This window comes from Inquilinus sp. NPDC058860, assembly GCF_042743185.1.
GTDB lineage: Bacteria > Pseudomonadota > Alphaproteobacteria > DSM-16000 > Inquilinaceae > Inquilinus.
In genome coordinates this window covers 1-23,963 of record NZ_JBHYMS010000002.1, presented here as the reverse complement: position 1 = coordinate 23,963, position 23,963 = coordinate 1, and the positions used below count along the sequence as shown (strand labels likewise).

Genomic DNA, 23,963 nt, shown 5'->3' with positions numbered 1-23,963 from the left:
GGTGATGACAAAGAGGGAAGGCCTGGGATCTTTGCAAATCACGGCTTTTGGCCGTCGCGACGGGCCCAGATGGCGCGGATCTCGTCCGACAGGGTCATCGGGTCGAAGGGTTTGGAGATGACGTCGATGGCGCCGAGGGCGCGGTAGCGCGCCACCTCCTGCGGCTGCACCTTGGCGGTCATGAACACCGCCGGCGTCGCCGCGGTCCCCGGCAGCGCCCGCAGCGCCGCCAGCGTCTCAGGTCCGTCCATGCCCGGCATCATCACGTCGAGCAGCAGCAGCTGCGGTGCGAAGCCGGGCGCCTGGGTCAGCGCCTCCTCGCCCGAGGCGCAGGCGGCCAGGACGAAGCCGCCCACCGCCTCCAGCGCGAAGCCGGCAACCGAGCGGATATCAGCGTCGTCCTCGACATAGAGGATGCGGGTCAGCACCTCATCGGCCATGGCGGGGGCCCTCTTGCTTGCCCTGGATCAGGCCGTTGATCAGGCCGGTGATGGTCTGGTGCAGCTGTTCGTTGTCGGTGCGGCTCTTGACCAGCGAGGCGGACACCGCGCTGGCGTAGGAGGCGCTGGAATCCTGGGCCGAGAAGATCAGCACCGGCTCCCGCGGCGTGCGGGCGTTGATCGTCTCCAGGAGGTCGAGGCCGGAGCCGTCAGGCAGCCCGACATCGATGATGACCAGGTCGAAGCGCTGCTCCGCCAGCCTCTCGCGGCCCTCCTGCAGCGACCGCGCCGGCACGATCTCCGCCTCGTCGCGGACGATGGCGCCGACCACCTCGATCACGTCGTCGTCGTCCTCGACATGCAGGATGCAGGCGCGGCCGTTGCGGCCGCGCAGGCCCGCCTGGCGCAGCGCCGCCCGCAACCGCAGCTGCTCGATCGGCTTGTCCAGCCAGTCGACGATGTTGACCGCGTCGCCGTTCAGCTCGCGCTTGCCGTCCTGGGCGGTGGCGGAGACGACGACGATCGGCAGCTCCGCCGTCGCCGGGTCGGCGCGCAGGTGCCGGATCAGGGTGATCCCGTCCATGCCCGGCAGCAGCAGGTCGACGGTCATCGCGTCATACTGCCCCATGCGCGCCTTTTCCAGCGCCGTCTCGGCATCGCGGGCGAAGTCGACCCGCCAGCCGTCCTGCTCGATCATCAGGCCCAGCAGGGTCGCGACGTCCGGGTCGTCCTCGCAGATCAGAACCTGCCGCCGGGCGTCGCCGGGCAGGGCCGCCGTCTCCGGCGCCTCGGCCAGCAGCGGCAGGGTGAACCAGAAGCGGGTGCCGCCGCCCTCCGCCGGCTCGAAGCCGATGCGGCCGCCATGGCGCTCGACGATGGCCTTGGCGATCGACAGGCCGAGGCCGGTGCCGCCCTTGCGCCGCACGTCGCTGGCATCCGCCTGGGCGAAGCGCTGGAAGATCCGGCTGCGGAACTCCTCCGGGATGCCGGCGCCACGGTCGCGCACGCTGATCAGGGCCTGCCGGCCCGCCGTCTCGACCGCCACCTCGACGATGCTGCCGGCGGGCGAGAACTTGGCGGCGTTGGAGAGGAGGTTGGTCAGCACCTGGATCAGGCGGTCGGCGTCGCCCTGCACCGCCAGCGGCAGGTCCGGCCGGGTCGTGATGAGATACTCGACCTCGTGCTGGGCGGCATAGGCGTGGTTGGCCTCGACCGCCTGCTCGACCAGCGCCCCGGCCTCCAGCCGGTCGTGCCGGAACTCCATGCGGCCCGACTCGATCTTCTCGATGTCGAGGATGTCGTTGACCAGCCCGACCAGCCGCTCGCTGTTCTTGTGCGCGATCTCCAGCAGCGACTTCGCCTTCTCCGGCAGCCCGCCGGCCGCCCCGGCCACGATCAGGCCCAGCGAGCCGCGGATCGAGGTCAGCGGCGTGCGCAGCTCATGGCTGACCGTCGACACGAACTCGTTCTTCAGCTGGTCCAGCCGGTGGCGCTCGGTCATGTCGCGCAGGATGCAGACCGAGACCGTTCGGCCGTCGCGCTCGAACACGCCGGTCGAAATCTCGGCCGGGAAGCTGCTGCAGTCGCGCCGGGTCACCGTGACCTCGCCGGTCGGGTGGGCGCCGCCGGCCAGGGCCGGCGCCAGCGCCGAGATGTCGGTGCCGACCAGGATGCCGCCAGACACGCCGAAAGCCTCGCCGCAGGCGCGGTTGGCCAACTCCACCATGCCGGTGTCGTCGACCACCAGGATCGGGTCGCGGGCGCTGTCCAGCACCGCCTGCAGCTGGGCCTGGCTCTCGGCCAGGGCCCGGGCGGCGGCATCGCTCTCCTGCTTGGCCCCCTCCAGCTCGCGGTAGCGCTGCTGGTCCGCGCGCACCTGGCGCGACATCGCCCAGGCCGCCAGCAGCCCGCACAAGGCCGCCAGCGCGGCGACGCCGGCCAGCAGCCAGATGATCCGCCGCAGCGTCGCCTCGGTGGCGGCCTGGCGCTGCGCCAGCAGCGCCTTCTCCGTGGCCACCGCCGCCTCGATCCTGTCGCGGAAGGCCGGTGCCTGGTCGGCGGCATCCTTGACGATGGCGCGAGCGCCGTCGAGGTCACCCTGCCGGACCGCGGCGATGATCCGGTCGTTGGCCACCAGGATCTGCTCGGTGATGGTCGCGGCGTCGTCGAAGTGCCGGACCTGCTCCGGGTTGTCGGCGGTCAGGCTGCGCAGGTCCAGCAGCTTGTCGGTGGCCAGCCGGGCGCTGTCCTCCGCGACCGCTGCGTCCCGGGGATTCCCGGTGATGACGAAGCCGCGGCTCAAGGCCTGGGCCCGCGCGATGGCCAGCCGGGCCTCGTAGATGGTGGCGATCACCAGATTGGTGTGGTCGACCCGGGCCTGCGTCCGGGCGTTGTCGGCCAGGAACTGCTTGCCGAGCCATCCGGCCGTGCCGAAGAACAGCAGGAAGCCGAGGATTGCCAGCAGAACGATCGAGCGGACCGAGCCCAGAAACTTCTCCATTCCCCACGCGTCTCCCGATCGTCCCCCGGGGCCATCGGCCGCCTGATCAGGTGATAGTCGAAACCGGCGGCGGTGTCGCCGCCGCGCGGACGGTATAAATAATTATCTTAAAATTCTATCTATTTCGAAGGCAGGCACGGACCGGCCCGATCCTGCTACGCTGCGATCCTGGCAGGAGAGGACGGCATGAGCGGCACGGCGGATCTGAGGCGGCGAATCGACCAGGCTCTGGGCCACGCGCCCGCCGATCTGGTGATCAAGGGTGCGCGCACCCTCGACGTGATCACCGGCGCGCTGCTGGACGGCGACGTGGCGGTCTGCGGCGACCGCATCGTCGGCACCTGCGCCGACTATTCCGGCGCGGTCGAGATCGACGGCCGCGGCAAGGTGGTGGTGCCCGGCTTCATCGACACCCACGTGCATTGCGAATCGACCCTGGTGACGCCGGCCGAGTTCGACCGCTGCGTGCTGCCGCGCGGCACCACCACCGCGATCTGCGACCCGCACGAGATCTGCAACGTGCTGGGCGAGGCCGGGCTGCGCTATTTCCTCGACGGCGCCCTCGGCACCGCGATGGACCTGCGGGTCCAGCTCTCCTCCTGCGTGCCGGCGACGGAGCTCGAGACCGCCGGCGCCCGGCTCGACGCCGCCGACCTGGCGCGGCACCGCGGCCATCCCAAGGTGATCGGCCTGGCCGAGTTCATGAACTTCCCGGGCGTGCTGGCCAAGGACGAGGCGGTGCTGGAGAAGCTGGCCGCCTTCCAGGACGGCCATATCGACGGCCACTCGCCGCTGCTGACCGGCAAGCCGCTGAACGCCTATCTCGCCTGCGGCATCCGCAACTGCCACGAGACGACCGGGCCGGAGGAGGCGCTGGAGAAGCTGCGCAAGGGCATGCAGATCCTGATCCGCGACGGCTCGGTCAGCAAGGACGTGCATGCTCTGGCGCCGATCATCTCGGCCGAGACCTCGCCGCTGCTCGGCCTCTGCACCGACGACCGCAACCCGCTCGACATCGCCGAGGAGGGCCATCTCGACCACCTGATCCGGTCGGCGATCCGCCGCGGCGCGCCGATGGCCCATGTCTACCGCGCCGCCACCTGGTCGGCCGCCCAAGGTTTTGGCCTGCGCGATCGCGGCCTGGTCGCACCCGGCCGCCGCGCCGACCTGGTGCTGCTCGACGATCTCGAAGCCTGCGCCGTGTCGCAGGTGATCAGCGCCGGGCGTGTGGTCGGGCCGGAGATCTTCGCGGGACGTGCCGCGCCGGCCCCGGTCGGCCTCGGCTCGGTCAAGCTCGACCCGGTGGCGGTGGAGGATTTCCACGCGCCCACCTCGGGCCCGACGGGCCCGGTGATCGGGGTGATCCCGGGCAAGATCATCACCGCGGCGCTGACCGCGACCCTGCCCTGGCGCGACGGCTGCCGCCACCCCGATCCGGACCAGGACATCCTCAAGATCTGCGTCTTCGCCCGGCATGGGGTGAATCGCAATGTCGGCCGCGCCTTCGTCCGGGGCTTCGGCTTCCGCGGCGGCGCGCTCGCCTCCTCGGTCGGGCATGACAGCCACAACATCTGCGTGGTCGGCGACAACGACGCCGACATGGCCGCGGCGGTGAACCGGCTGATCGCGCTGCAGGGTGGCTTCGTCGCGATCCGGAACGGCCAGGTGGCCGGCGAGATCGCCCTGCCTTTGGCCGGGCTGATGAGCTTGCAGCCCTTCGAGCAGGTGGCCGACGACCTGCGGACGCTGCGCCGGGCGGTGAAGGCGATGGGCTGCCCGCTGCCGGAGCCTTTCATCCAGCTCGCCTTCCTGCCGCTGCCGGTGATCCCGCACCTCAAGATCACCGACCGCGGTCTGGTGGATGTGGATCGGTTCGAGCTGATCGCAGCATAGCCGGATCGATACGCGCCCGGGATGTCTCACGGACCAATGATGACGATGGACTGACGAACACCGTCCCCGGGCGGACCATACCGCTTCAACACCTGTGCTCCCCGCATGAAGGGAGCCGACTCAAGCACAGGACGTATCACGTCGAACAGGCGGTCAGCATCCGGGCCGTACATGTACAGGTTGCCGTCACTTCCATCCGCGGCGATCTCGTTTCCGTCGAGCTCACCCACGCCGGCGGAGGCAATGGCGCTCTCGAGCTTTTCCTCGAGGGCAAACAGAGCTTCCAAGTCGTTGGAGCCGTAACTGAAATGAACGATGACGGCGTGTTCGAGAGTGTCGTTCATGGGGGCGGCCTGAATCCCGTTGCGTGCCGGCGACAGAGAGCGGTGGCTGACGGGGGCCCACCGCTAAGGGACGCTCACATCTCGTGGCCCCTGGTGGTGATGCAGCGCCAGCCACACCGTCGGCTGGTCCGGGTCGGTCCAGGCGACGCGGTGGCGGGCATGGGCCGGGAGGTGCACCCAGTCGCCGGGGCGCAGGGTGCGCGGCGCCGGCTCGCCCTCGACCTCCAGGCGGGCGGAGCCGCGCAGCAGCACCACCCATTCCGCCCGCTCCTGGTCGTACCAGAAGCCGGGCGGGCTGGCCTGGCCGGTGGAGACGATGCGCTCCAGCACGAAGCCCGCTTCCTGCAGCAGGGTCGTGAACTGCTCCTCCGTCGCGTCCCGCGGCAGGGCGTCGAACAGGTTGCCGGCCTTCATGACGGCTTCAGCCGGGAGGCCGCGGCGGCATAGCCGCCGGCGGCGCCGTCGACGAAATGGACATGGTCGCTGCGCAGCGGCGACGGGGTGAAGCAGGTGACGATCGCCGAATCCTGCCGGTGCAGGCCGAAGCGGGCGATGCCGGCCTGCTCGGCCGCCAGCAGGCGTGCCTCCAGCCGGTTGGCCAGGGTGGGGGTGCAGTCCAGCGTCATGCGCAGCCCGTCATCGTATTTGCGGTAATCGGCATTGGCCACCATCTCGCGCATGTAGCGCCTGGGCTGGAAGCCGCCGAGCGGGATGCCGAAGCGGAACAGCGCCCAGCCGGCCAGGCTGTGCAGCCCCAGCACCAGCTTGCGCAGCAGCAGCGGCTGGCCGGCCCCGCGCGAGGCCCGCGCCTCGACGTCCAGCCCGGGCGGCGGCCAGGCCAGGCCGCGGGCGAGATCGATCATCGGGTGCTCGGCCTCGCTCTCGCGCCCGGTCATGCGCAGGATGTCGCCGACCAGCTCGCGAAAGCCGGCCTCGCCCTCGGCCACCGCCGGGGCGGCGATCAGCGACACCACCACGCCGTGCCGGGCCGGGAACTCCTGCCAGCGGCAGGACAGGCCGGTCAGATCGGGCCGCGTGCCGGCCGGCGCCGGCTCGACGGCGAAGGCACCGGCCTTCAGCTCGCGCTCGGCCCAGGCCAAGCCGCCGCCCATGAACATGGCATAGGTAACGTTCGGCGACGGCGCGTAGCGGGCGACCCGCACGTCCCAGCCGGCGGTCCGGATCGATGCCACGGGCACCAGCCCGACCCGCAGGGTCAGGCCCAGCTCGTCGCGCACCCAGGCGGCGGTGGCGGCCAAGGCGGCGCGGGCGGTTTCAGCGTCGCCGGGCGGCAGGGCGAAGCTGGCGCCGTCGCCGCCGAAGGCGAAGGGGAAGTCGCGCTGCGCCAGGGCGTTGGAGACGGCGGCGATCAGCGCCGCGCCGGCGACGTTGACACTCTTGTACTGTCCGGCCCGGATCGCCGCGGTGGAGGAGACGACGTCGGACAGGCCGATCACCCAATCCTCGGGCAGCGGCCGGTACAGCGCCGTGTCGGTCAGCCGGGCGAAGCCGTCGAACACCGGCACCTGGGGGTAGAACTCGTCCTCGGCCATGGGCGCATTCTCGCCGATCGGGCGGGGAACGGGAAGGCGCTGCGGTTCGGTCGGGGATCGACAGGTATTGGCGACGGGCTAAGCTATCGCTGGAAGGAGGGCCAGATGATCCGAGTCAGCATGCACGAAGCAAAGGCCCGCCTGTCGAAGTTGGCGAAACGGGCGCGGGCCGGCGAGCGTGTGGTCATCGAGCGCGACGGCACGCCATGGGTCGAACTCAGGCCGTATGCCGGGGAGCGACGCCGGCCCGGCGGCTACGAGGGGCAGATCGTCATCCCGGATGTCGGGGTGAAAGACGAGGCAATCGCGGATTTGTTCGAAGGCAGGTGATGCAGCAGTTCCTCCACACCCTCCAGGTGACCACCCGCGGCAAGGGGCTGGCCGAGATCACGCCGCAGATCCGGCCCTGGGTCGAGGCGCAGCGGATCGGGACCGGCCTGCTGACCGTGTTCTGCCGGCACACTTCGGCCTCGCTGCTGATCCAGGAGAATGCCGACCCGGATGTCCGGGCCGATCTGGAGGCCTACTTCGAGCGGATTGCGCCCGAGGGCGACTTCTACATCCACGATGCCGAGGGGCCGGACGACATGCCGGCCCATATCCGCACGGCGCTGACCCAGGTGCAGTTGTCGATCCCGGTCGCCTCCGGCCGGCTGGTGCTCGGCACCTGGCAGGGGATCTACCTGTTCGAACACCGCCGCCGACCGCACCGGCGCGAGATCGTGCTGCATCTGCTGGGCGAATAGCGCCGCCGGCCGTCAGCCCCGGCCGACCGCGGCCACGAACCGGTCGATCTCGGCCTCACTGTTGTAATAGTGCGGCGAGGCCCGCAGCATGGCGTCGAGGCCGCGGTCGGTCATGTCGAACATGGTCGAGCGGCGGCGGGTGACGCTGGTGTTGATGCCGGCCGCGCGCAGCCGCTGGTGCAGGGTGTCGGCCGGCTCGTCCGCCTTGGTGAAGCTGACGATCGCCGACCGCTCGGCGCCCTTGTCGCGCACGGTCACGCCGGGCAGGCCCGACAGCCCGTCGCGCAGCCGCGCCGCCAGGGCCCGGGCGCGGTCGCGGATGGCGTCGAGGCCGAGGGCCAGGGCGTAGTCGACCGCGGCGCCCATGCCGAGGATGCCGGTAAAGTTGCGTTCGAAATTCTCGAAGCGGCGGGCGTCGGGGCGGACCACGTAGCGGTCGGGCGCCACCATCTCGGCCGCGTACAGGTCGAGGAAGGGCGGGTCGATCCGGTCCAGCATCGACCGCCGGACATAGAGGAAGCCGATCGCTCGTGGCCCGCGCAGGAACTTGCGGGCGGTTGCCGACAGCATGTCGCAGCCGATCGCCTCGACATCGACCGGCATCTGGCCGACCGACTGGCAGGCGTCCAGCAGATAGGGAATGCTATGCGCGCGTGCGATACGCCCGATCGCCGCTGCCGGATTGACCAGCCCGCCATTGGTCGGAATGTGGCTGACCGCGATCAGCCGGGCCGGGCCGCGCTCGGCGGCCGCGACCGCCCGCTCCAGCGCCGCGACGTCGAGCTGGCCGGAGGCGTCGTCGGGCACGACCTCCACCACCGCGCCGGTCCGCTGCGCCACCTGCAGATAGGAGATGGTGTTGGAGGCGTACTCGGCCTTGGCGGTCAGGATCCGGTCGCCCGGGCGGAAAGGCAGGCCGTAGAACACCATGTCCCAGGCGCGGGTGGCGTTCTCCATCATGGCGATCTCGGCGGGATCGGCGCCGATCAACCGGGCGATCGAGGCACAGGCGGCTTCGAGCCGCGGCTCGGCTTCGGCCGCCGCGGCATAGCCGCCGATTTCCGCCTCCCGCCGCAGATGGTCCAGCATCGCATCCAGCACCGGCCGCGGCGGCAGGGCCGAGCCGGCATTGTCGAGATGCAGCACCCGGGCGTAGCCCGGCGTGTCGGCGCGCAGCCGGTCGAGATCGAGCGTCATGGTGCCTGGGTGAGACCCAGCACCGAGCGCAACCCGATGAACGCCGGCAGCGGATGGGTGACGAGATGGGTCGGGATGCCGACGACGAAGCTGCGCATCCGGCCCTTGGCTTCGAAGCGCTGGCGGAACAGCGCGCCGTCGAACAGGGGGCCGAGCTTCGGCACGATGCCGCCGGCGATATACACGCCGCCGCGCGAGCCGAGCGTCAGCGCCAGGTTGCCGGCGACGGTGCCGAGCATCGAGGCGAACATCGACACCGCCTCGACACAATGCGGGTCGCCGGTCTTGGCGCCTTCGGTGACGGCGGCGGCGTCGCGCTGCACCGGGTCGGCGCCGTCGAGCTGCGACAGCGTCTCGTACAGGTTGACCAGCCCCATGCCGGACAGCACCCGCTCGGCGGAGACATGCTGGTAGCGGTGGCGCAGCCGGTCCAGCACGGCCGCCTCGCGCTCGGTCGCCGCCGCCATGGTGACATGCCCGCCCTCGCCGGCCAGGGCCGCCCAGCGCCCGCCGCTCGGCACTAGGCCGGAGACGCCGAGGCCGGTGCCGGGGCCCAGCACGCCGATCGGCTCGTCCGCCACCGCCGCGCCGCCGCCGATCCGGGTGCGGTCGCCTTCCTCCAGATAGGGCACCGCCAGCGCGACGGCGGTGAAGTCGTTGATCACCTCCAGCCGCTCCAGCCCCAGATCCTTCTTCAGGGCCGCGATCGAGAAGGACCAGGCGGCGTTGGTCAGGGTCACCTTGTCGCCGGTGACCGGGCTGGCCACGTCGATCGCCGCCTGCCGGGGCGGGGTCGCCGGCTTGACCATGTCGAGATAGGCATGGGCGGCATCGGCCAGGGTCGGATAGTCCGCCCCGTGCAGGATCTTGGTGTCGCGCGTCCCGCCGGCATCGGCCAGGGCGAAGCGGGCGTTGGTGCCGCCGAGATCGGCGATGAGGGCGATGGGCTCAGACATGGGGCGCCGGCTGTATCGGGTCGGCCATGCTTCCCTCATGCGGCCGCCCGGGGCAAGCCCGAAGCGTCGGGCCGCAGGCCGCGAGTCGGGGCGTATCACCGGGCTGGATTCGGCGCGGGAGTGTGCATCGCAGCACAAACCTGATGCTAAATGCACATATCTTAGGCACGGATGTGATCTAAGTGGCTGTTCCGTAAGAGGAATTCATTTTCCTCTTGATTTGTCCGGCGAACTGCCTAAATTGTGCATTGCGACATGCAGCGATGCTGCTGTCGTAACGCACTTCTTGGGCGTTTCCTCCCTAAACTCGGGCCGCAGTTCGCTGCGGCCCTTTTTCTTGTGCACCCTGCGGATCGACGCCGGCAGCCGCGACGGTCGGACCTTCGCCGCATTCGGATCCGGACACCGCCCGAGTCGCCGCGAACAGCGAAACGGCCGGGTCGCCCCGGCCGTTCATGGTCGCTGGTCCGATGCGGCCCGGCTCAGGCCTCGCCGCCGGCCTCGGCCTTGTCGTCGAACAGCGGAGTCGGGGCGGGCTGCGGGGCGACGGCCGCCGCAGCCGGGGCCGCAGCCGCCGCATCGCCGCCCAGCGGCTGCAGCGTGCCGATCAGCTTGCCGCCGGTCTCGACCTGCAGCTCGCCATATTTGATGGTGCCGGTGACGACGCCGCTGGCGCGCAGGCGCAGCAGGCCGGACACCGACAGGTCGCCCTCGAACCGGCCGGCGATGTCGCCGTCGCTGATCTCGGCCGATCCCTTGAACACGCCCTGCTCGGCGATCTCGATGGTCTGGCAGTCCTTGATCCTGGCCTCGATCCGGCCCTCGACCACCAGGTGGTCGCAGGCGGTGATCTCGCCGGCCAGCGAGATCTCGCTGCCGACGATCAGCTTGCGCGGCGACTCGCGGCCGGTCGTCGGCGCCGACTCCGCCGGGCGGCGGACGCCGCCGATCGCCCCGGTGCCGGGCAGGTCGACCCGGCGCGGCAGCTCGGTTTTATAGCCGGTGGCGGGCTTGGCGGTGGACATGGGCTCTCCTTGAGGCGCGGTCGGGGCGGTGGGCCGAACTACGGACGTATCCGTGGCGGGGGAATAGCCTGGCCGCTCGGCGCCGCCATCCGATCCTCCGCCAGCGGGGTTGCGTCGACGAAACACGCGGGTGTCCCCCTGCTTGTTGTGGTTCCGGGCTCAAATGCCCCATCGGTGATGGGGCCGAGACTGTAGCATGGATGCGTATCCGCGGTTCAACCCGCCGCGGCCAGCCCCGTTCCCGGCACAGGAACAATTAAGCCGCATTTCGGTCAAATGAATTATCCGGCGATCCGCCCCGCCGGGGCCCGGTTGGCGGCGGCGACGGCGCGGTGGAAGACATGGGTCATGAAGGCGGCGCCCAGCACCGGCACCACCAGGTTGACCACCGGCACCAGCAGGATCGCGGCCAGCACCAGCCCGGCGGCGATGAAGCGGCCCTGGCGTTCCCGCCACAGCGCCCGCGCCGCCGCGGGCTCGACCCTGCGCGCCGCCACCAGCTCGAAATATTCGCGGCCCAGCAGGTAGCCGTTGACCAGCCAGAACACCAGCAGGTTCACCCCCGGCACCACCAGCACGACGCCGACCGCGACCAGGTTGAACGCGACCAGCGCCAGGAAGAAGCGGGCGGACCCCCACACGATCTCGCCGATCCGCTGCCGTCGCGGCGGCGGCAGGGCGGGGTAGTGGCGGGCCTCGACCGCCGCGGCGACGTCGTCGAGGAACAGCCCGGCCACCAGGCCGACGATGGCAGGGAACAGCAGGATGCCGAGCGCCAGGACGGCGACGCCGCCCAGCACATCGAGCGTGGTGTCGACCCAGGACCAGTTGGCGACGTGGACGAAGGACAGGCCCCAGCCGGCGAGGGCCGGCAGGGTCAGGACCAGGGCGATGGTGGCGGCGAAGCTGACCCACAGCACCCGGCGGATCGCCGGGTCGGATGTCATCTGCTGCAGGGCGAGGCGGAAGGCGTTCGGCATCGGGCTCGGCGGGCTGGTGTGGCGGCCGTTCACCTGGGGCGGCGAGGGCCGCGGCGCAAGGGTGCCCGCACGTCGGACCCCGTCTACATCGGCTCGGTGCAGCGTCCTTGCGGATCTTGCGCCGGGCTCAGGCGGCGGTGGTCGCCTCGGCCAGCACCTCCGGCCCGAAGATCCGGGCCAGCGCGGCGCGGCCGTCCTCGGTCAGCGCCACGGCACGGCTGTCGCGGTCGCGCCGGATCCAGCCGCGGTCGACGAAGCGCTCGGCGACGGCGGCGCCCAGCGCGCCCGCCAGATGCGGCCGGCGCTCGCTCCAGTCGATGCAGTGCCGCGCGAAGGACCGGCGGCCGTCGCGCAGCGCCGCCGCGTCGATGCCCAGCGCCGCGAACCAGGCCGCTCCGGTCTCGGTCAAAGCGAAGGCGTCGTCGCCCCGTGCCAGCACGCCCCGGGCCACCAGGGCGTCGGTCACCGCCACGCCCAGCCGGCCGGCCAGGTGGTCGTAGCACATGCGGCCGTCGCGCAGCGGCGCCGGCACGCGCGACCGTTCGACCGCAGGCTTCCAGGCGATGGTCATCATCCGCTCCAGCAGCGACCCGATCTCGGGCCCCGACAGCCGGTAGTAGCGGTGCCGCCCCATGCGCTCGACGGCGACCAGCCCGGCCTCGGTCAGCTTCGCCAGATGGCTCGAGGCCGTCTGCGGCGTGACCCGGGCGCGGAACGCCAGCTCGCCCGCCGGCAGCGCCTCGCCGCCGAACAGGGCCGACAGGATCAGCGCCCGGCTCGGATCGCCGATCAGGGACGATAAGCTCGCCAGATCAAGCCCTTCCTTCATACTTCGATGGTGGTCGATTTATTAGCGCTGGTCAAGGGGCGGATGCGGATGTGCAGTGGGGCGACCGATTGGGAGACCCGACCATGACCGACATCTTCGCGATTCTCGACTATGTCCGCCGCCACTGCCTGACACCCTCCGCGCTGGCGCAGGCCGCCGGGCTGATGGAGGGGCGGTTGCGTGAGCTGATCGCCGCCCGCTGCCTGCCGGGGCCGACCTATGTCCTCGGCTCGTCCCTGGCTGTGCGCAGCGCGATCCGCAGCGAGGCGCTGGCGCCGCAGCCGGAGGAATGGCTCGGCGCCGCGGTGCTGCCGTGGGCCCGCCGCGCCGCGGAGCCGGCCCTGCCGTTGCCGGAGCTGGCCCGGCGGCTGCGACAGGACTTCACGACTGATTTCCGCCGGGCGCTGCTCGCCTCCGAAGGCCGCGTCCATGGCTGGACCGAGCTGTTCGACGCCGCCGGTGCGATCGACGAGCCCGCCTTCGCCAAGGCTCTCGACGAGATCTGGGAGGAGAACTGGCTCGGCGGCGCCTATGCCGTCTGCCTGCGCCGCTTCGACGGTTTTCACCTGGTCACCAAGCTGGTCGAGCGCAGCCGCATCCGCGCCCTGACCGAGGACGGCGGCAAGCCGGCGCTGAGCCCGGCCGAGGCGGAGCAGGTGACGGCGGCGATGGCGCGGCTCGACGCCGTGATCACGCCCTTCGCTCCGCATGAGCGGCCGCACGGAACGCCGGGGCTGTGGATCGACCGGATCGCGGAACGCTACGGCCTCCCGCACCCCGCCGCGCCGGCGCACGCCTCGGCGGCTCCGGTTGACTCGGGGGCGGCCGCAGCCTAGAGGGTCGGGGACCCCTTGCGGGTCGCATCCTCGGCCGCAACCAGCGAGACCCATGAGCGCCCGCTACGACGCCACCTGCATCGGCAACGCCATCGTCGATGTCATCACCAAGAACGACGAGGCCTTCATCACCCGGCACGGCCTGGTGAAGGGGGCGATGACGCTGATCGATGCGGAGCGGGCCGAGGCGCTCTACGCCGCCATGGGGCCCGGACTCGAGGCCTCGGGCGGCTCCGCCGGCAACACCGCGGCGGGGCTGGCCTCGCTGGGCGGCAATGCCGCCTTCATCGGCAAGGTGACGGCCGACCAGCTCGGCGCCGTCTACCGCCACGACATCCGCGCCGTCGGCGTCGACTTCGACTCCCGGCCGCTCGATCCCGCGGTGCCGGGCACGCCGCCGACCGCGCGCAGCCTGATCATCGTCACGCCGGACGCGCAGCGCACGATGAACACCTATCTCGGCGCCTGCGTCGAGCTGACGCCCGACGATGTCGACGAGGCGGTGATCTCCGGCTCGCAGGTGACCTATCTCGAAGGCTATCTGTGGGACCGGCCGACGGCGAAGGAGGCCTTCATCAAGGCCGCGCAGGTCGCGCATTCGGCCGGCCGCAAGGTCTCGCTGACCCTGTCGGACAGCTTCTGCGTCGAACGGCACCGCGACAGCTTCCTGTCGCTGATCGACAGCCATGTCGACGTGCTGTTCGCCAACGAGGCGGAGATCAAGGCGCTGTACCAGGTGACGGACTTCGACGCCGCCGTCGCCGCGGTGCGCGGCCGCTGCGAGGTCGCGGCGATCACCCGCAGCGAGAGGGGCTCGGTGATCCTGACCGACGGCGAGACCCATGTGGTCGAGGCCGCGCCGCTGGCCCAGCTGGTCGACACCACCGGCGCCGGCGACCTCTACGCCTCCGGCTTCCTCTACGGCTTCACCCGCGGGCTCGGCCTGGCCGAGAGCGGCCGCATCGGCAGCATCGCCGCCGCCGAGGTGATCAGCCATGTCGGCCCCCGTCCCCTGGTGCCGCTGCGCAGCCTGATCGGCTGATCAGCGCCGGTTGGGTTCGCGGATGCGAACCCAACACGACCGCTATCGTCGAAACACCGCCACCGCCTCGAGATGCGGCGACCACAGGAACTGGTCGACCGGCGTCGCGCGCTCCAGCCGATAGCCGCCATCGACCAGGGTCCGGGCGTCGCGCGCCAGGCTGGACGGGTTGCAGGAGACGGCGACCACCACCGGCACGCTCGAGGCCGCCAGGGCCTGGGCCTGGTCGCGCGCGCCGGCCCGCGGCGGGTCGAACACCACCGCGTCGAAGCCGCGCAGCTCCGCCGCGGTCAGCGGCTGTCGGAACAGGTCGCGGCGCTGCGCCGTGATCCGCTCGCCCCTTCCGCCGCGCCGGGCCGCGGTCGCCAGCGCCTCGACCGAAGCGGCCTCGCCATCGATCGCCGTCACCTGGGCGGCGCGGGCCAGCGGCAGGGCGAAGGTGCCGGCGCCGCAGAACAGGTCGGCGATCCGCTTCGCCGGGCCGACGCCGTCGCGCACCAGCCGGGTCAGCGCGGCCTCGCCCTCGGCGCTGGCCTGCAGGAAGCCGCCGGGCGGCACCGCCACCGGCACGCCGTCGAAATGCACCACCCCGGCCCGGCGATGCGCCACCGGGTCGGTGAAGCCGCCGGTGCCGCGCCAGGACAGCCGCGCCAGGTCCTGCGCCGCGGCGAATTCGGCCAGCCGCTCCCGCCGTTCCAGGTCCAGCGCCGTCTCGGCGACAAGCACCAGGTCGATGCCGTCGTCCAGCAGGGTGACGGCGACGTCGGCGCCGCCGTTCTCCGGCAGGATCGCGGCCAGCACCGCGCGCAGCGGCGGCAGCAGGGCGGTGATCTCCGGCCGCAGCACCACGCAGTCGGTCAGGTCGATGATCCGGCTCGACCCCGCCTCGTTGAAGCCCAGGAACACGCCCGACCGGCCGCGCCGGGCCGCCAGGCCGGCCCGGCGGCGGCTGCGCGGCGGGGTCTCGACCAGGGCGTCCACCTCGGTCTCCAGCCCATTGCGGGCCAGGGCGCCGGCCAGCAGGCCGCGCTTCCAGTCGGTGTAGACCGGCGGCGCCAGATGCTGCACCTGGCAGCCGCCGCAGGGGCCGAAATGCGGGCAGGGCGGCTCGCGGTGATTCGGACCGGGCTGCACCAGCTCGATGAACTCGCCGCGATAAGCCTGCCCCTCCGGCCGGCCCAGCCGGGCACGCACCCGGTCGCCCGGCGCCGCGAAGGGCACGTAGACGCGATCGCCGTCGACCATGCCGATGCCGTCGCCGCCGCCGCCCAGGCGCTCGATCACCAGCTCGATCTCCCGCCGCGGCCCAGGGGCCGCGGGCTTGCTCCGTCGCATCTGCCGCTTCATGGTGGCAGCCATGGCATGCGCGGCCCGGCCTTGCAAGGCGCGGGGTTGCATGCGTTTCGCGGCCAGGGCCATATCCCTGTGCTAGGGGGCCGGTCCTGAGCGGCCGCGACGATGTGCTGGAGACGGTTTTGGATCTCGCCGCAGTGGTGGGCCGCGTGCGCGGCATGCTGTTCGAACCCGACGCCACGCTGGCCGGCCATGGCGTGCCGGCGCCGGGCTGGCGCGTGGTGGTGCGCGAGCATGTGCTGCCGGTGCTGATCCTGACCTCGATCGGCGCCTTCCTGCTGCTGGCGCTGCTGCTCTCGGTCTCCGACGTGGAAACGCCGGTCGGCCTGCTGGTGCTGTTCCTGGCCGTGCGGGTGGCGGTGAATCTGGCCGGGCTGTTCGTCATGGCCGCCGTGATCCGCTTCTATGCCGGGATGTTCGGCGCGCCGGCCAGCTTCGATGCCGCCTTCGTCCTGGTGGCGCTGGCGATGACGCCGGTCTATGTCGCCGAGATGCTGGGCCCCGGCGTGCAGCTGCTGATGTCGGGCCCGGCCGCCGTGCTGCTGGTGCTGCTGGCGATCGGCTACGCCCTGACGATCCTCTATCGCGGCACCGGCCTGGTGCTGCGCGTGCCGCAGGAGCAGCGCGGCGCCCATTTCGGCCTGACGCTGGTGACGCTGGTGGTGCTGATGCTGCTGTTCGGCCTGCTGCTCGGGCCCTATGTCCTGCCGGTGCCGGCCTGAGCCATGTGCGGGCGATTCGTCCAGAAGCTGCCGCCGGAGGCGCTGGTCGAGACCTTCGGCTCCGACGGCCCGGTCCCGAACGTCCCGGCCCGCTACAACGCGGCGCCGACCCAGGATCTCGCGGTGGTCCGGTTCAATCCAGGGACCTGGCGGCGGGCGATCGACCTGCTGCGCTGGGGCCTGGTGCCGAACGGGGAGAAGGACCTGAAGGGCGGCGCCAAGCTGATCAACGCCCGGTCCGAAACCCTGGCCGAGCGGCGCAGCTTCGCCAGGGCCTTCCAAGCCCGGCGCTGCCTGATCCCGGCCGACGGCTTCTACGAATGGGCGCCGGACCGGACGCCGCATTTCGTCCGCCGGCTGGACGGAAGGCCGATGGTCTTCGCCGGGCTGTGGGAGGGCTGGAAGGATCCGCAGTCCGGCGAGTGGACCCGCACCTTCACCATCGTCACCGCCGATGCGGTCGAGCGGCTGCGGCCGATCCACCACCGCATGCCGGTGATGCTGGAGCCGGAGCAGTGGCCGGCCTGGCTCGGCGAGACCGCGGCATCGCCGGCGCAGCTGCAGGCCCTGCTGGCGCCACCCGCCGACCTGCCGGTCGAGGCCTATCCGGTCTCGGTCCGGGTCAACGCCGTGCGCAACGACGACCCGACGCTGATGGACAGGGCGGGTCATCATGAGCCGGACATGAACGCCGCCAGCTCGGCCGCCAGCCCGGGATCGGCGATCAGCCGCGGCACCTTGTTCTGACCGCCCAGCCGGCCGCGCGCCTTCATCCAGGCGGCGAAGCGGCCGGGCGGCACCGCCATCACCTCCGGCGGGCCCATGCCGGTGCCGCCGGCGCGGTGGGCGGCATAGTCGTCGTTCAGGGCCGACAGCCGGGCATCGAGGGTGGCGGCGAAGCGGGCGATCGCGGCGTCGTCGGGTGTCGCGGCGAATTCGACGAACCAGCGGTGGCGGCCGACCGGCGCGGCCTCGTCCGGGAACACCGCCATCACCGCGAAATCGGCGATGTCGGCACCGATCGCGGCGGCGGCGTCGGCGGCGGCGCGCTCCACCTCCTCCGCGATCAGGTGCTCGCCGAAGGCCGACAGGCCGTAGCTGGTGCGGCCGGTGATCAGCACGCGGGGCGGGTCGCGCCCGACCAGCCGCACCGTGTCGCCCAGCACATAGGCCCAGGCGCCGGCGCAGCTGGTCAGGACGATGGCGTAGTTCACCCCCGGCTCGGCGGTCGCGATCCAGTGCCGGGTCGGCCGGGGCGAACCCAGCTCCTCCACCGGCACGAACTCCAGGAACAGCCCATGGTCGAGGCAGAGCCGCAGCCCGTCCTCCGGCCCGGCGTCCTGCACCGCGATGAAGCCCTCGCTGGCGGCATAGCCCTCGCGGATCTCGGCCGCGGTGCCGGCGATCAGCCGCTCCAGCCGCGGGCGGTAGGGCGCCAGGGCGACACCGCCCGGCACCAGCAGGTCGAGCGAGGGATAGGGCGGGTCCGGCGCGTCGCCGCGGGCGCGGCGCAGCTCGCGCACCCGCTCCAGGAAGATCAGCAGCCAGCTGGTGGTGCCGGTGACGCTGCGGACCGGGAGATTCAGCGATCCGCGGGCGATGCGGTCCAGCTTCTCCTCCCAGTCGGTCAGCAAGGCGAGATCCGGCCCCGGGAAGACGAAGGGCCGGGCCCAGGGCGGCAAGGTGCGCGCGGCGATGCCGCTCAGGTCGCCGCTCAGCACCCCCGGCGCCTCCTCGGTCAGGGCGGTGCTGCCGCCCAGCATCAGGCTGCGGCCGCCGAACATCCGGCTCTGCGGCCGGGCGCCGAGGTGCCAGGCGATCAGGTCGAAAGCGGCGCGGACATTCGACCGGCGCATCGCGTCGCTGACCGGGATGTACTTGCTGCGGCCGCTGGTGGTGCCGGAGGTGACGGCGAGGAAGGGGATCGGCCCGGGCCAGGACACGTCGCGCAGCACCGGGAAGGCCGGCTGCCAGTAGTCGCGCCACATCTCCTCGTAGCGGCGCAGCGGCACCGCCGCCTGGAAGGCCGCGACGTCGGCGATGCGATCGAAGCCATGGTCGCGGCCGAAGCGGGTGCCGGCGGCGCGGCGCAGCAGCCGCAGCAGGGTGCGGCGCTGGCTCTCGACCGGGTCCAGCCGCCGCAGCCGCCGGCGCCGCAGCGCCGCCGCCAGCCGGAAGGCCGGGGTGGCATCAACCCCCATTCCCTCCACCCCTTGTACCCTGCGCCATCGCCACAGACCGGCAGGGCAGGAGAGTGGCGCAGCGCGATGTGGTACATCGCGCAAGCCGTTCGACGCACCATGCCGGTCTGTGGCGATGGCCCGGAGGGTCGCCTTGCGGCGGCCGCCTGCGGGGGCGGGCCGCTCGACCGTATGACCTGATACGCCCTTCGCGGCCCGCCCCCTCATTCGACTCACCGCAAGGCGACGCAGGGCGCAAGGGGTGGGGGGAATGGGGGTTCATCTCGGCGACAGGCGGATGAGGGTCGGGAACTCCCGCGCCACCGTCTCGGGCCGCAGCGGCAGGCGGATCGACCGGCGCTCGCGCCACAGCGGGATCTGGTCGGTCAGGCCCTCGCTGCCCAGCCAGCCGTCCTGGCCGCCGAACAGCGTGACCCAGCTGGCATCGGGGTCGGACATGTCGGCGACATGCCGGGCCATCGAGCCGTAGGTGGCGGCGTGCCGGCCGCGCACCAGCCCGTGCGCTGTCTTCATCGGCGTCTCGCGCGACCCGCCGGTCGGGTATTCGCCGAGAACGAAGAAGCGCCCGATCACCGGCAGGTTGGCCAGGATATGCGCCACCCGCATCCGGTGCATCTCGCCCCAGCTCGGGATCGGGGCGGCGTCGATCGCGGCCAGGCCGACCGCCTCGGCCAGCACCCGCCGGCGCCGCTCCGGCGCCAGCGCCGCCAGGTCGTCGGCCAGAAAGGCGGCGATCGCGTTCCACTGCGCCATCAGCCGCGGCATGGCCTCGGTGGTCTCGGCGCCATAGACCCGCGGCACCAGATGATGCAGCAGCGCCTCGAAGGCCGGCGCCGCCGCCGAATCCGTGGCGTAGTCGCCGTCCCAGCCGGCCAGGCGGTCGAGGAAGGCGGCATGCTCGGCCCCGATCCCCGCCTCCCGGATCGCCTCGGCCAGGTGCCGGGCCAGGGCGGCGGAATCCGGCGACACGGTGTCGGCCTGCAGCGCGACGAGGTCCTCGGGCGCCAGCCGGTCCTTGGCGCCGAGCAGCGCGTAGAGGCGCCGCACCCGCTCGTCGGCGGAGAAGAAGAAGCCGACCGGCAGGGCGGTGTCGGTCGGCCGGTTGTTGGCGGTGGCCAGCACGCCATCCGGCGGGTCGGCGGTCCAGGGCAGGGCCGGGGCGTCGACCAGGCCGTGCCAATGGGTGTCCGGGTCGCCGGCATCCAGCACCGGGTCGGCCGGCGGGAAGCGGCGGCGCACCGGCAGGGTCGCGGCCATGATCTGGCCGATCCGCCCGTCCGCCCCGGCCACCAGCATGTTCTGGGCCGAGACGCCGAAGCCGGCGAAGGCGGCGCGGAACGCCTCCGGCGTGGTGGCGCGGCTGGCGCGCAGCAGCGCGGTGACCTCGTCGGTCGCCTCATGCCCGATCCAGCGCAGGGCGATGGTGTCGCCCGGCCGGCTGCGCGTGACCTTGGCGTCGCTGACGATCGGGCCGAAGCGGGTGCGCCGGACCTGGCGCCGGGCGCGGCGCCAGAACCGGGTGCGGATCACTGTCTCGCGGGCCTCGATCTCCGCCGCCGGCAGCGCCTTGACGTCGTACAGGTCGCTCGACGCCGCCCGCATGTTGGTGCCGCCCCAGGCGAGGTGCGGGCTGCGGCCGACGGCGACGAAGGGCATGCCCGGCACCATCAGCCCGGCCATGTGATAGCCGGGCGAGCGCATGCCGGCGACGAGCCAAAGATTGGGCAGCGACAGCGACAGATGCGGGTCGCTGGCGATCATCGCCCCGCCGGTGGCGCTGCGCGCGGCGGCCACGGCGACGCTGTTGCTGCCGCTGCGGCCGGTCGCGGTCAGCAGCGTCGCCAGCGCCGCCTGCTGGCCGTCGGAGGCGAAGCTGGTGACGGCGTTGGCACCGGCCTTCAGGGTGCGGGCCCAGGCCTCGGCGAAGCCCGGTGTGCCGCGCTCGCGCAGCAGGCCGAAATAGGCCACCCAGTTGATGTCGCTGCCGGCCAGCCGGCCGATCGTCCACATATCGCGCAGCGTGTAGGGCTCGTGCCGCAGCCCCAGCAGGGCGAATTCCGGTGGCGGCGCCCGCTCCAGCGCGTGATAGGCGTTGACGCCGGTGACGAAGGCCTCGGCGAAGGCGCGGCTGTCCTCCGGCATGCGGTCGATCACGGTATCGGCGGCATGGCCGTAATCGAGGATGCGCAGCGCGTGGTCGATGTCGCGCGCCACCGGCCCGGCGATCTCCGACAGCCGGCCCTGGGCCACCCGCTTCATCAGCGCGATCTGGCCGCCGCGGAGATGGGCGTGGACCAGCCCCAGCGCCACCGCCAGGTCGCCGTCGGTCTCGGCCTCGACGAAGGGGATCTGATAGGCGTTCCAGCGGATGTCGACCGGACGCGACAGCGGCAGGCCGGCGGTCGGGAAGGCGGCCAGCCGCTCGGCCGCCGACACCGGCCGCGGCACCAAAGCGCGCAGTGCCGGCACCAGCAGGGCCATTGCGGTGATCAGCCTATGGAGAGCGGGCATGGGTCAGCTGCGTTCTGCCAGGCCGAAGGCGGCCGACAGGAAGGCGGCCACATCGCGGTCCGACCGGGCCCGCACGGCGTCGTCGCGGCCGATCAGATAGCCCTCGCTGCCGACGCAGTTGGCCAGGATCAGCTTGCGGGTGAAGGAGCCGCCCATGGCGATGCCGAGATTGCCGTCGCGCACCGTCAGGTCGCGCTCGACCTCGAAGTCGCAGCCGTTCAGCAGCCGGCCGATCGGCCGCGGCCCGGGCCGGCCGCCGTCCCATTGGTGCACGGCGCCGGGATAGACGATGGTCCGGACCTGCGACCCGCCCTGGCGCAGCGCCGTCGCGGTGGCCTGGCAGCGCGCCGGGTCCATGATGGCGTCGCGGTCGCCCCAGGCCATCAGCACGGGCGCCCCCGTGGTGCGCGGCTCCTCGAAATCGATGATGCAGGGGCCGTAGAAGGCGACATGGGCGGCGAAGCGCGTGTCGCCCAGCTCGTACAGCGCCGCGAAACGGTCGGCGACCGCGGCATTGGCGGCGACGATGCTGGCCATGGCGCCGTAGGAGAAGCCCCACACGGCCACCCGGCCGCCGTCGATCTCCGGCCGCGCCTTCAGCCAGGCCAGGGTGGCATAGGCGTCGGCCAGGGCCATGGTTTCGGTGATCCGGATCACCCGGTCGGTGAAGCTGGTGGCCATGTCGCGGCGGGCGCCGAACACGTCGACCACCGCGGCGCCGATGCCCATCGCCGCCAGCTGCCTGGCATAGGTCGGCTCGCGATGCTCGTCGACGCCGGCGGCGCCGTGCAGCAGCACCACCGCCGGCGCCCTGCGCGCGGCGTCGGCGCCGGCGGGCGGGTAGTAGGTGACGCGCGCCGGGGTCGTCGGGGCCTCGGGCCCGATCTCGGACGGGACGAAGGGGCTGTGGCTCGGCACCGCCACGATCCGTCCGGCGGCGTCGCCGACCGCCGGCCAGGGATCGATGAAGGCCGGTTCCGCCCGGGCCGCGGACAGGAGGCCGAGCAGGGCCGCGGCGGCGAGGGCGGCGGTGCGCCGGAAGCCTGGGAATGGACCGTGCTGCGCCATCGATCGGGGGTCCTGTCGTGTCGAGCGAGCCGGAGCGATTTTAGCCGGGTTTCCCGCCGCGGCCAGCCCGCCTGCCCAGGCCATGGCGTCGCAGCTCTGCCCCGATCATGGGTCGCAAAGCATTCTATGGAAAGTCTTTGGAGACGGATCATCTCGACTTGTTCAAATAAGTCTGGACCTGTCGCTGGAATGCGATATCTATGTCCGATCCATTCACAGGAGAGATTTGATGGGTGCGGACACCGCTGACGATTTGAAGCCGACTTCGACAGATGGGCTGCGCAAGCACACCGTTCAGATCGTGGCCGCTCATGTCTCGCACAACAGCGTCGCGCCGAACGATCTGCCGGCGCTGATCGAGCAGGTCTACGGCGCCCTGACCGGCCTCGGCAAGCCGTCGGCGCCGGCGCCGACCCGGCCGGAGCCGGCGGTGCCGATCCGCAAGTCGGTGACGCCCGACTACATCGTCTGCCTCGAGGACGGCAAGAAGCTGAAGATGCTGAAGCGGCATCTGCAGGCGGCCTACAGCATGACGCCGGACGCGTACCGCGAGCGCTGGGGCCTGCCGGCCGACTATCCGATGGTGGCGCCGAACTACGCCAAGCAGCGCAGCTCGCTGGCGAAGAGCATCGGCCTCGGCACCCGCCGCGTGGCGGAGCCGCCGGCGCCCGCGCCGGCGCCGGCCGCGAAGTCGGGCCGGGGCCGGAAGGCGGCGGCCAAGTAAGGCGGCGGGCCGGCGGGGAACCGCCGGCCGCCCGCGGCGCTTTCTTCCGCAGGAGACACCGTCGCGGAGGCGGCCGATGGCGGCCCGCAGCTTCTGGTCCGGCTATCTCAAGCTCAGCCTGGTGACCTGCCCGGTGGAGATGACGCCGGCCGTCACCCAGGCGGAGCGGGTGCGTTTCCACACCCTCAACGAGGCGACCGGCAACCGCGTCGTCAGCCAGTATGTCGATTCCGTCTCCGGCAAGCCCGTGGCGGATGACGACCAGATGCGCGGCTATCCGGTCGGCGAGGACGACTACGTCATCCTGACCGATGAGGAGTTCTCCGCCGTCGCGCTGGAGACCACGCGGACGATCGATATCGGCCGCTTCGTCCCGCGGGCCGAGGTCGGCCTGGTCTGGCGCGACCGGCCGCACTACCTGGCGCCGAGCGAGCCGGTCGGCGAGGAGGCGTTCAGCGTGATCCGCGAGGCGATGGCCGCGACCGGGACCGTCGGCCTGTCGAAGCTGGTGCTGTACCGCCGCGAGCGGCCGATCATGATCGAGCCGCGCGGCAAGGGCATGGTGGTCTGGACCCTGCGCCAGGCCGACGAGGTGCGGGACGAGACGGAGGCCTTCGCCGGCATCGGGCCGGCCGAGCCGCCGAAGGACGCGATGAAGCTGGCCCTGTCGGTGATCAAGGAGCGGAAGACCGACTGGAGCGAGGATCTGCTCGGCGACCGCGTCCAGGCCTCGCTGCAGAAGATCATCGCCCGCAAGAAGAAGGGCCGGAAGGTCGAGGCGCCGAAGCCCAGGACCGAGGACGAAACCGGCAAGGTCATCGACCTGATGGCCGCGCTTCGGAAGAGCCTGGAGTCGGACAAGCGGAAGCGGTAGCGGCGGAGGGCCGGCCGAAGATCCATGGCTTCCCGGGAGGGGCGGGCGGGACCTTGCCAACTCTGTTGCCTCTCTTGTTTGCGGGGTCTTTTCGGAACGGCCCGGGCCCTTCCGATATGGACTTTTATCCTCCCCCTCCCCTTGCGGGAGGGGGCAGGGGGAGGGGGTT

At 71.9% G+C, this 23,963-nt stretch carries 23 protein-coding genes; 9 read left to right on the top strand and 14 right to left on the bottom strand.

Going from position 1 to position 23,963, the window contains the following annotated elements:
* Positions 1 to 38: 38 nt before the first annotated feature.
* Complete coding sequence (locus tag ACFW16_RS01560) at positions 39 to 440, bottom strand: response regulator (RefSeq protein ID WP_380301170.1); 402 nt, start codon at positions 438 to 440, stop codon at positions 39 to 41.
* Positions 430 to 2,940, bottom strand: coding sequence for a response regulator (locus ACFW16_RS01555; RefSeq protein WP_380301168.1), 2,511 nt, complete (start codon positions 2,938 to 2,940; stop codon positions 430 to 432). Before ACFW16_RS01555 ends, ACFW16_RS01560 begins: the two co-directional genes overlap by 11 nt.
* Positions 2,941 to 3,126: 186 nt before the next feature.
* Between ACFW16_RS01555 and ade the strand changes: the two genes are divergently transcribed.
* The gene (gene ade, locus ACFW16_RS01550) at positions 3,127 to 4,833 is read left to right on the top strand and encodes an adenine deaminase (RefSeq protein ID WP_380301166.1); all 1,707 of its coding nucleotides are present in this window, start codon (positions 3,127 to 3,129) and stop codon (positions 4,831 to 4,833) included.
* A 26-nt stretch (positions 4,834 to 4,859) separates the two neighbouring features.
* Here ade and ACFW16_RS01545 read toward each other — a convergent pair whose 3' ends face one another.
* The 3 genes from ACFW16_RS01545 to ACFW16_RS01535 all read right to left on the bottom strand — a co-directional run bounded on the left by ACFW16_RS01545 (position 4,860) and on the right by ACFW16_RS01535 (position 6,730).
* The gene (locus ACFW16_RS01545) at positions 4,860 to 5,177 is read right to left on the bottom strand and encodes a hypothetical protein (RefSeq protein ID WP_380301164.1); all 318 of its coding nucleotides are present in this window, start codon (positions 5,175 to 5,177) and stop codon (positions 4,860 to 4,862) included.
* A 63-nt stretch (positions 5,178 to 5,240) separates the two neighbouring features.
* Entirely contained in the window at positions 5,241 to 5,591 is a 351-nt protein-coding gene (locus ACFW16_RS01540; protein ID WP_380301162.1) for a cupin domain-containing protein, read from the bottom strand.
* Positions 5,588 to 6,730 (bottom strand): DUF3095 domain-containing protein, encoded by a 1,143-nt coding sequence (locus ACFW16_RS01535; RefSeq protein WP_380301160.1) that lies wholly within the window; start codon positions 6,728 to 6,730, stop codon positions 5,588 to 5,590. Before ACFW16_RS01535 ends, ACFW16_RS01540 begins: the two co-directional genes overlap by 4 nt.
* A gap of 105 nt (positions 6,731 to 6,835) precedes the next feature.
* On the opposite strand from ACFW16_RS01535, the gene ACFW16_RS01530 reads away from it, so the two are divergent.
* Together ACFW16_RS01530 and ACFW16_RS01525 are read left to right on the top strand one after the other, a co-directional pair.
* Complete coding sequence (locus tag ACFW16_RS01530; RefSeq protein WP_380301158.1) at positions 6,836 to 7,060, top strand: type II toxin-antitoxin system Phd/YefM family antitoxin; 225 nt, start codon at positions 6,836 to 6,838, stop codon at positions 7,058 to 7,060.
* Positions 7,060 to 7,476, top strand: coding sequence for a secondary thiamine-phosphate synthase enzyme YjbQ (locus ACFW16_RS01525; RefSeq protein ID WP_380301156.1), 417 nt, complete (start codon positions 7,060 to 7,062; stop codon positions 7,474 to 7,476). Before ACFW16_RS01530 ends, ACFW16_RS01525 begins: the two co-directional genes overlap by 1 nt.
* A gap of 12 nt (positions 7,477 to 7,488) precedes the next feature.
* On the opposite strand, the gene ACFW16_RS01520 is transcribed toward ACFW16_RS01525, so the two are convergent.
* From ACFW16_RS01520 to ACFW16_RS01500, 5 genes are all read right to left on the bottom strand, one after another.
* On the bottom strand, positions 7,489 to 8,673 hold the full coding sequence (locus ACFW16_RS01520; protein WP_380301154.1) for an aminotransferase class V-fold PLP-dependent enzyme: 1,185 nt from the start codon (positions 8,671 to 8,673) through the stop codon (positions 7,489 to 7,491).
* Positions 8,670 to 9,629, bottom strand: a complete 960-nt coding sequence (glk, locus tag ACFW16_RS01515; protein WP_380301152.1) for a glucokinase — start codon at positions 9,627 to 9,629, stop codon at positions 8,670 to 8,672. Before glk ends, ACFW16_RS01520 begins: the two co-directional genes overlap by 4 nt.
* Before the next feature lie 482 nt (positions 9,630 to 10,111).
* Complete coding sequence (locus tag ACFW16_RS01510; protein ID WP_380301150.1) at positions 10,112 to 10,654, bottom strand: polymer-forming cytoskeletal protein; 543 nt, start codon at positions 10,652 to 10,654, stop codon at positions 10,112 to 10,114.
* A 281-nt stretch (positions 10,655 to 10,935) separates the two neighbouring features.
* A complete protein-coding gene (locus tag ACFW16_RS01505; protein WP_380301148.1) occupies positions 10,936 to 11,634 on the bottom strand; it encodes an EI24 domain-containing protein in 699 nt (232 codons plus the stop codon).
* A 127-nt stretch (positions 11,635 to 11,761) separates the two neighbouring features.
* Entirely contained in the window at positions 11,762 to 12,463 is a 702-nt protein-coding gene (locus ACFW16_RS01500) for an ArsR/SmtB family transcription factor (RefSeq protein WP_380301146.1), read from the bottom strand.
* Positions 12,464 to 12,546: 83 nt separating this feature from the next.
* On the opposite strand from ACFW16_RS01500, the gene ACFW16_RS01495 reads away from it, so the two are divergent.
* On the top strand, positions 12,547 to 13,299 hold the full coding sequence (locus tag ACFW16_RS01495; protein ID WP_380301144.1) for a DUF6058 family natural product biosynthesis protein: 753 nt from the start codon (positions 12,547 to 12,549) through the stop codon (positions 13,297 to 13,299).
* Positions 13,300 to 13,351: 52 nt separating this feature from the next.
* Positions 13,352 to 14,341, top strand: coding sequence for an adenosine kinase (locus tag ACFW16_RS01490; RefSeq protein ID WP_380301142.1), 990 nt, complete (start codon positions 13,352 to 13,354; stop codon positions 14,339 to 14,341).
* A 42-nt stretch (positions 14,342 to 14,383) separates the two neighbouring features.
* Here the strand turns inward: ACFW16_RS01490 and ACFW16_RS01485 are convergent, their stop codons facing one another.
* Positions 14,384 to 15,676, bottom strand: coding sequence for a class I SAM-dependent RNA methyltransferase (locus tag ACFW16_RS01485; protein WP_380301140.1), 1,293 nt, complete (start codon positions 15,674 to 15,676; stop codon positions 14,384 to 14,386).
* A gap of 140 nt (positions 15,677 to 15,816) precedes the next feature.
* Here ACFW16_RS01485 and ACFW16_RS01480 point away from each other — a divergent pair, with 140 nt between their 5' ends.
* Positions 15,817 to 16,416, top strand: coding sequence for a YIP1 family protein (locus ACFW16_RS01480; RefSeq protein WP_380301138.1), 600 nt, complete (start codon positions 15,817 to 15,819; stop codon positions 16,414 to 16,416).
* A gap of 3 nt (positions 16,417 to 16,419) precedes the next feature.
* Positions 16,420 to 17,163, top strand: a complete 744-nt coding sequence (locus ACFW16_RS01475) for an SOS response-associated peptidase (RefSeq protein WP_380301136.1) — start codon at positions 16,420 to 16,422, stop codon at positions 17,161 to 17,163.
* Here the strand turns inward: ACFW16_RS01475 and ACFW16_RS01470 are convergent.
* The 3 genes from ACFW16_RS01470 to ACFW16_RS01460 form a co-directional block, all read right to left on the bottom strand.
* A complete protein-coding gene (locus tag ACFW16_RS01470) occupies positions 17,088 to 18,617 on the bottom strand; it encodes a GH3 auxin-responsive promoter family protein (protein WP_380301134.1) in 1,530 nt (509 codons plus the stop codon). The two genes, ACFW16_RS01475 and ACFW16_RS01470, sit on opposite strands and share 76 nt — an antisense overlap.
* Positions 18,618 to 18,875: 258 nt before the next feature.
* Positions 18,876 to 21,128, bottom strand: a complete 2,253-nt coding sequence (locus ACFW16_RS01465; RefSeq protein WP_380301132.1) for a penicillin acylase family protein — start codon at positions 21,126 to 21,128, stop codon at positions 18,876 to 18,878.
* Positions 21,129 to 21,131: 3 nt separating this feature from the next.
* Positions 21,132 to 22,196 (bottom strand): dienelactone hydrolase family protein, encoded by a 1,065-nt coding sequence (locus tag ACFW16_RS01460; RefSeq protein WP_380301130.1) that lies wholly within the window; start codon positions 22,194 to 22,196, stop codon positions 21,132 to 21,134.
* A 229-nt stretch (positions 22,197 to 22,425) separates the two neighbouring features.
* Here ACFW16_RS01460 and ACFW16_RS01455 point away from each other — a divergent pair, with 229 nt between their 5' ends.
* Together ACFW16_RS01455 and ACFW16_RS01450 are read left to right on the top strand one after the other, a co-directional pair.
* A complete protein-coding gene (locus ACFW16_RS01455) occupies positions 22,426 to 22,920 on the top strand; it encodes a MucR family transcriptional regulator (RefSeq protein WP_380301128.1) in 495 nt (164 codons plus the stop codon).
* Between the two features lie 76 nt (positions 22,921 to 22,996).
* Complete coding sequence (locus ACFW16_RS01450; RefSeq protein WP_380301126.1) at positions 22,997 to 23,794, top strand: Ku protein; 798 nt, start codon at positions 22,997 to 22,999, stop codon at positions 23,792 to 23,794.
* Positions 23,795 to 23,963 lie beyond the last annotated feature (169 nt).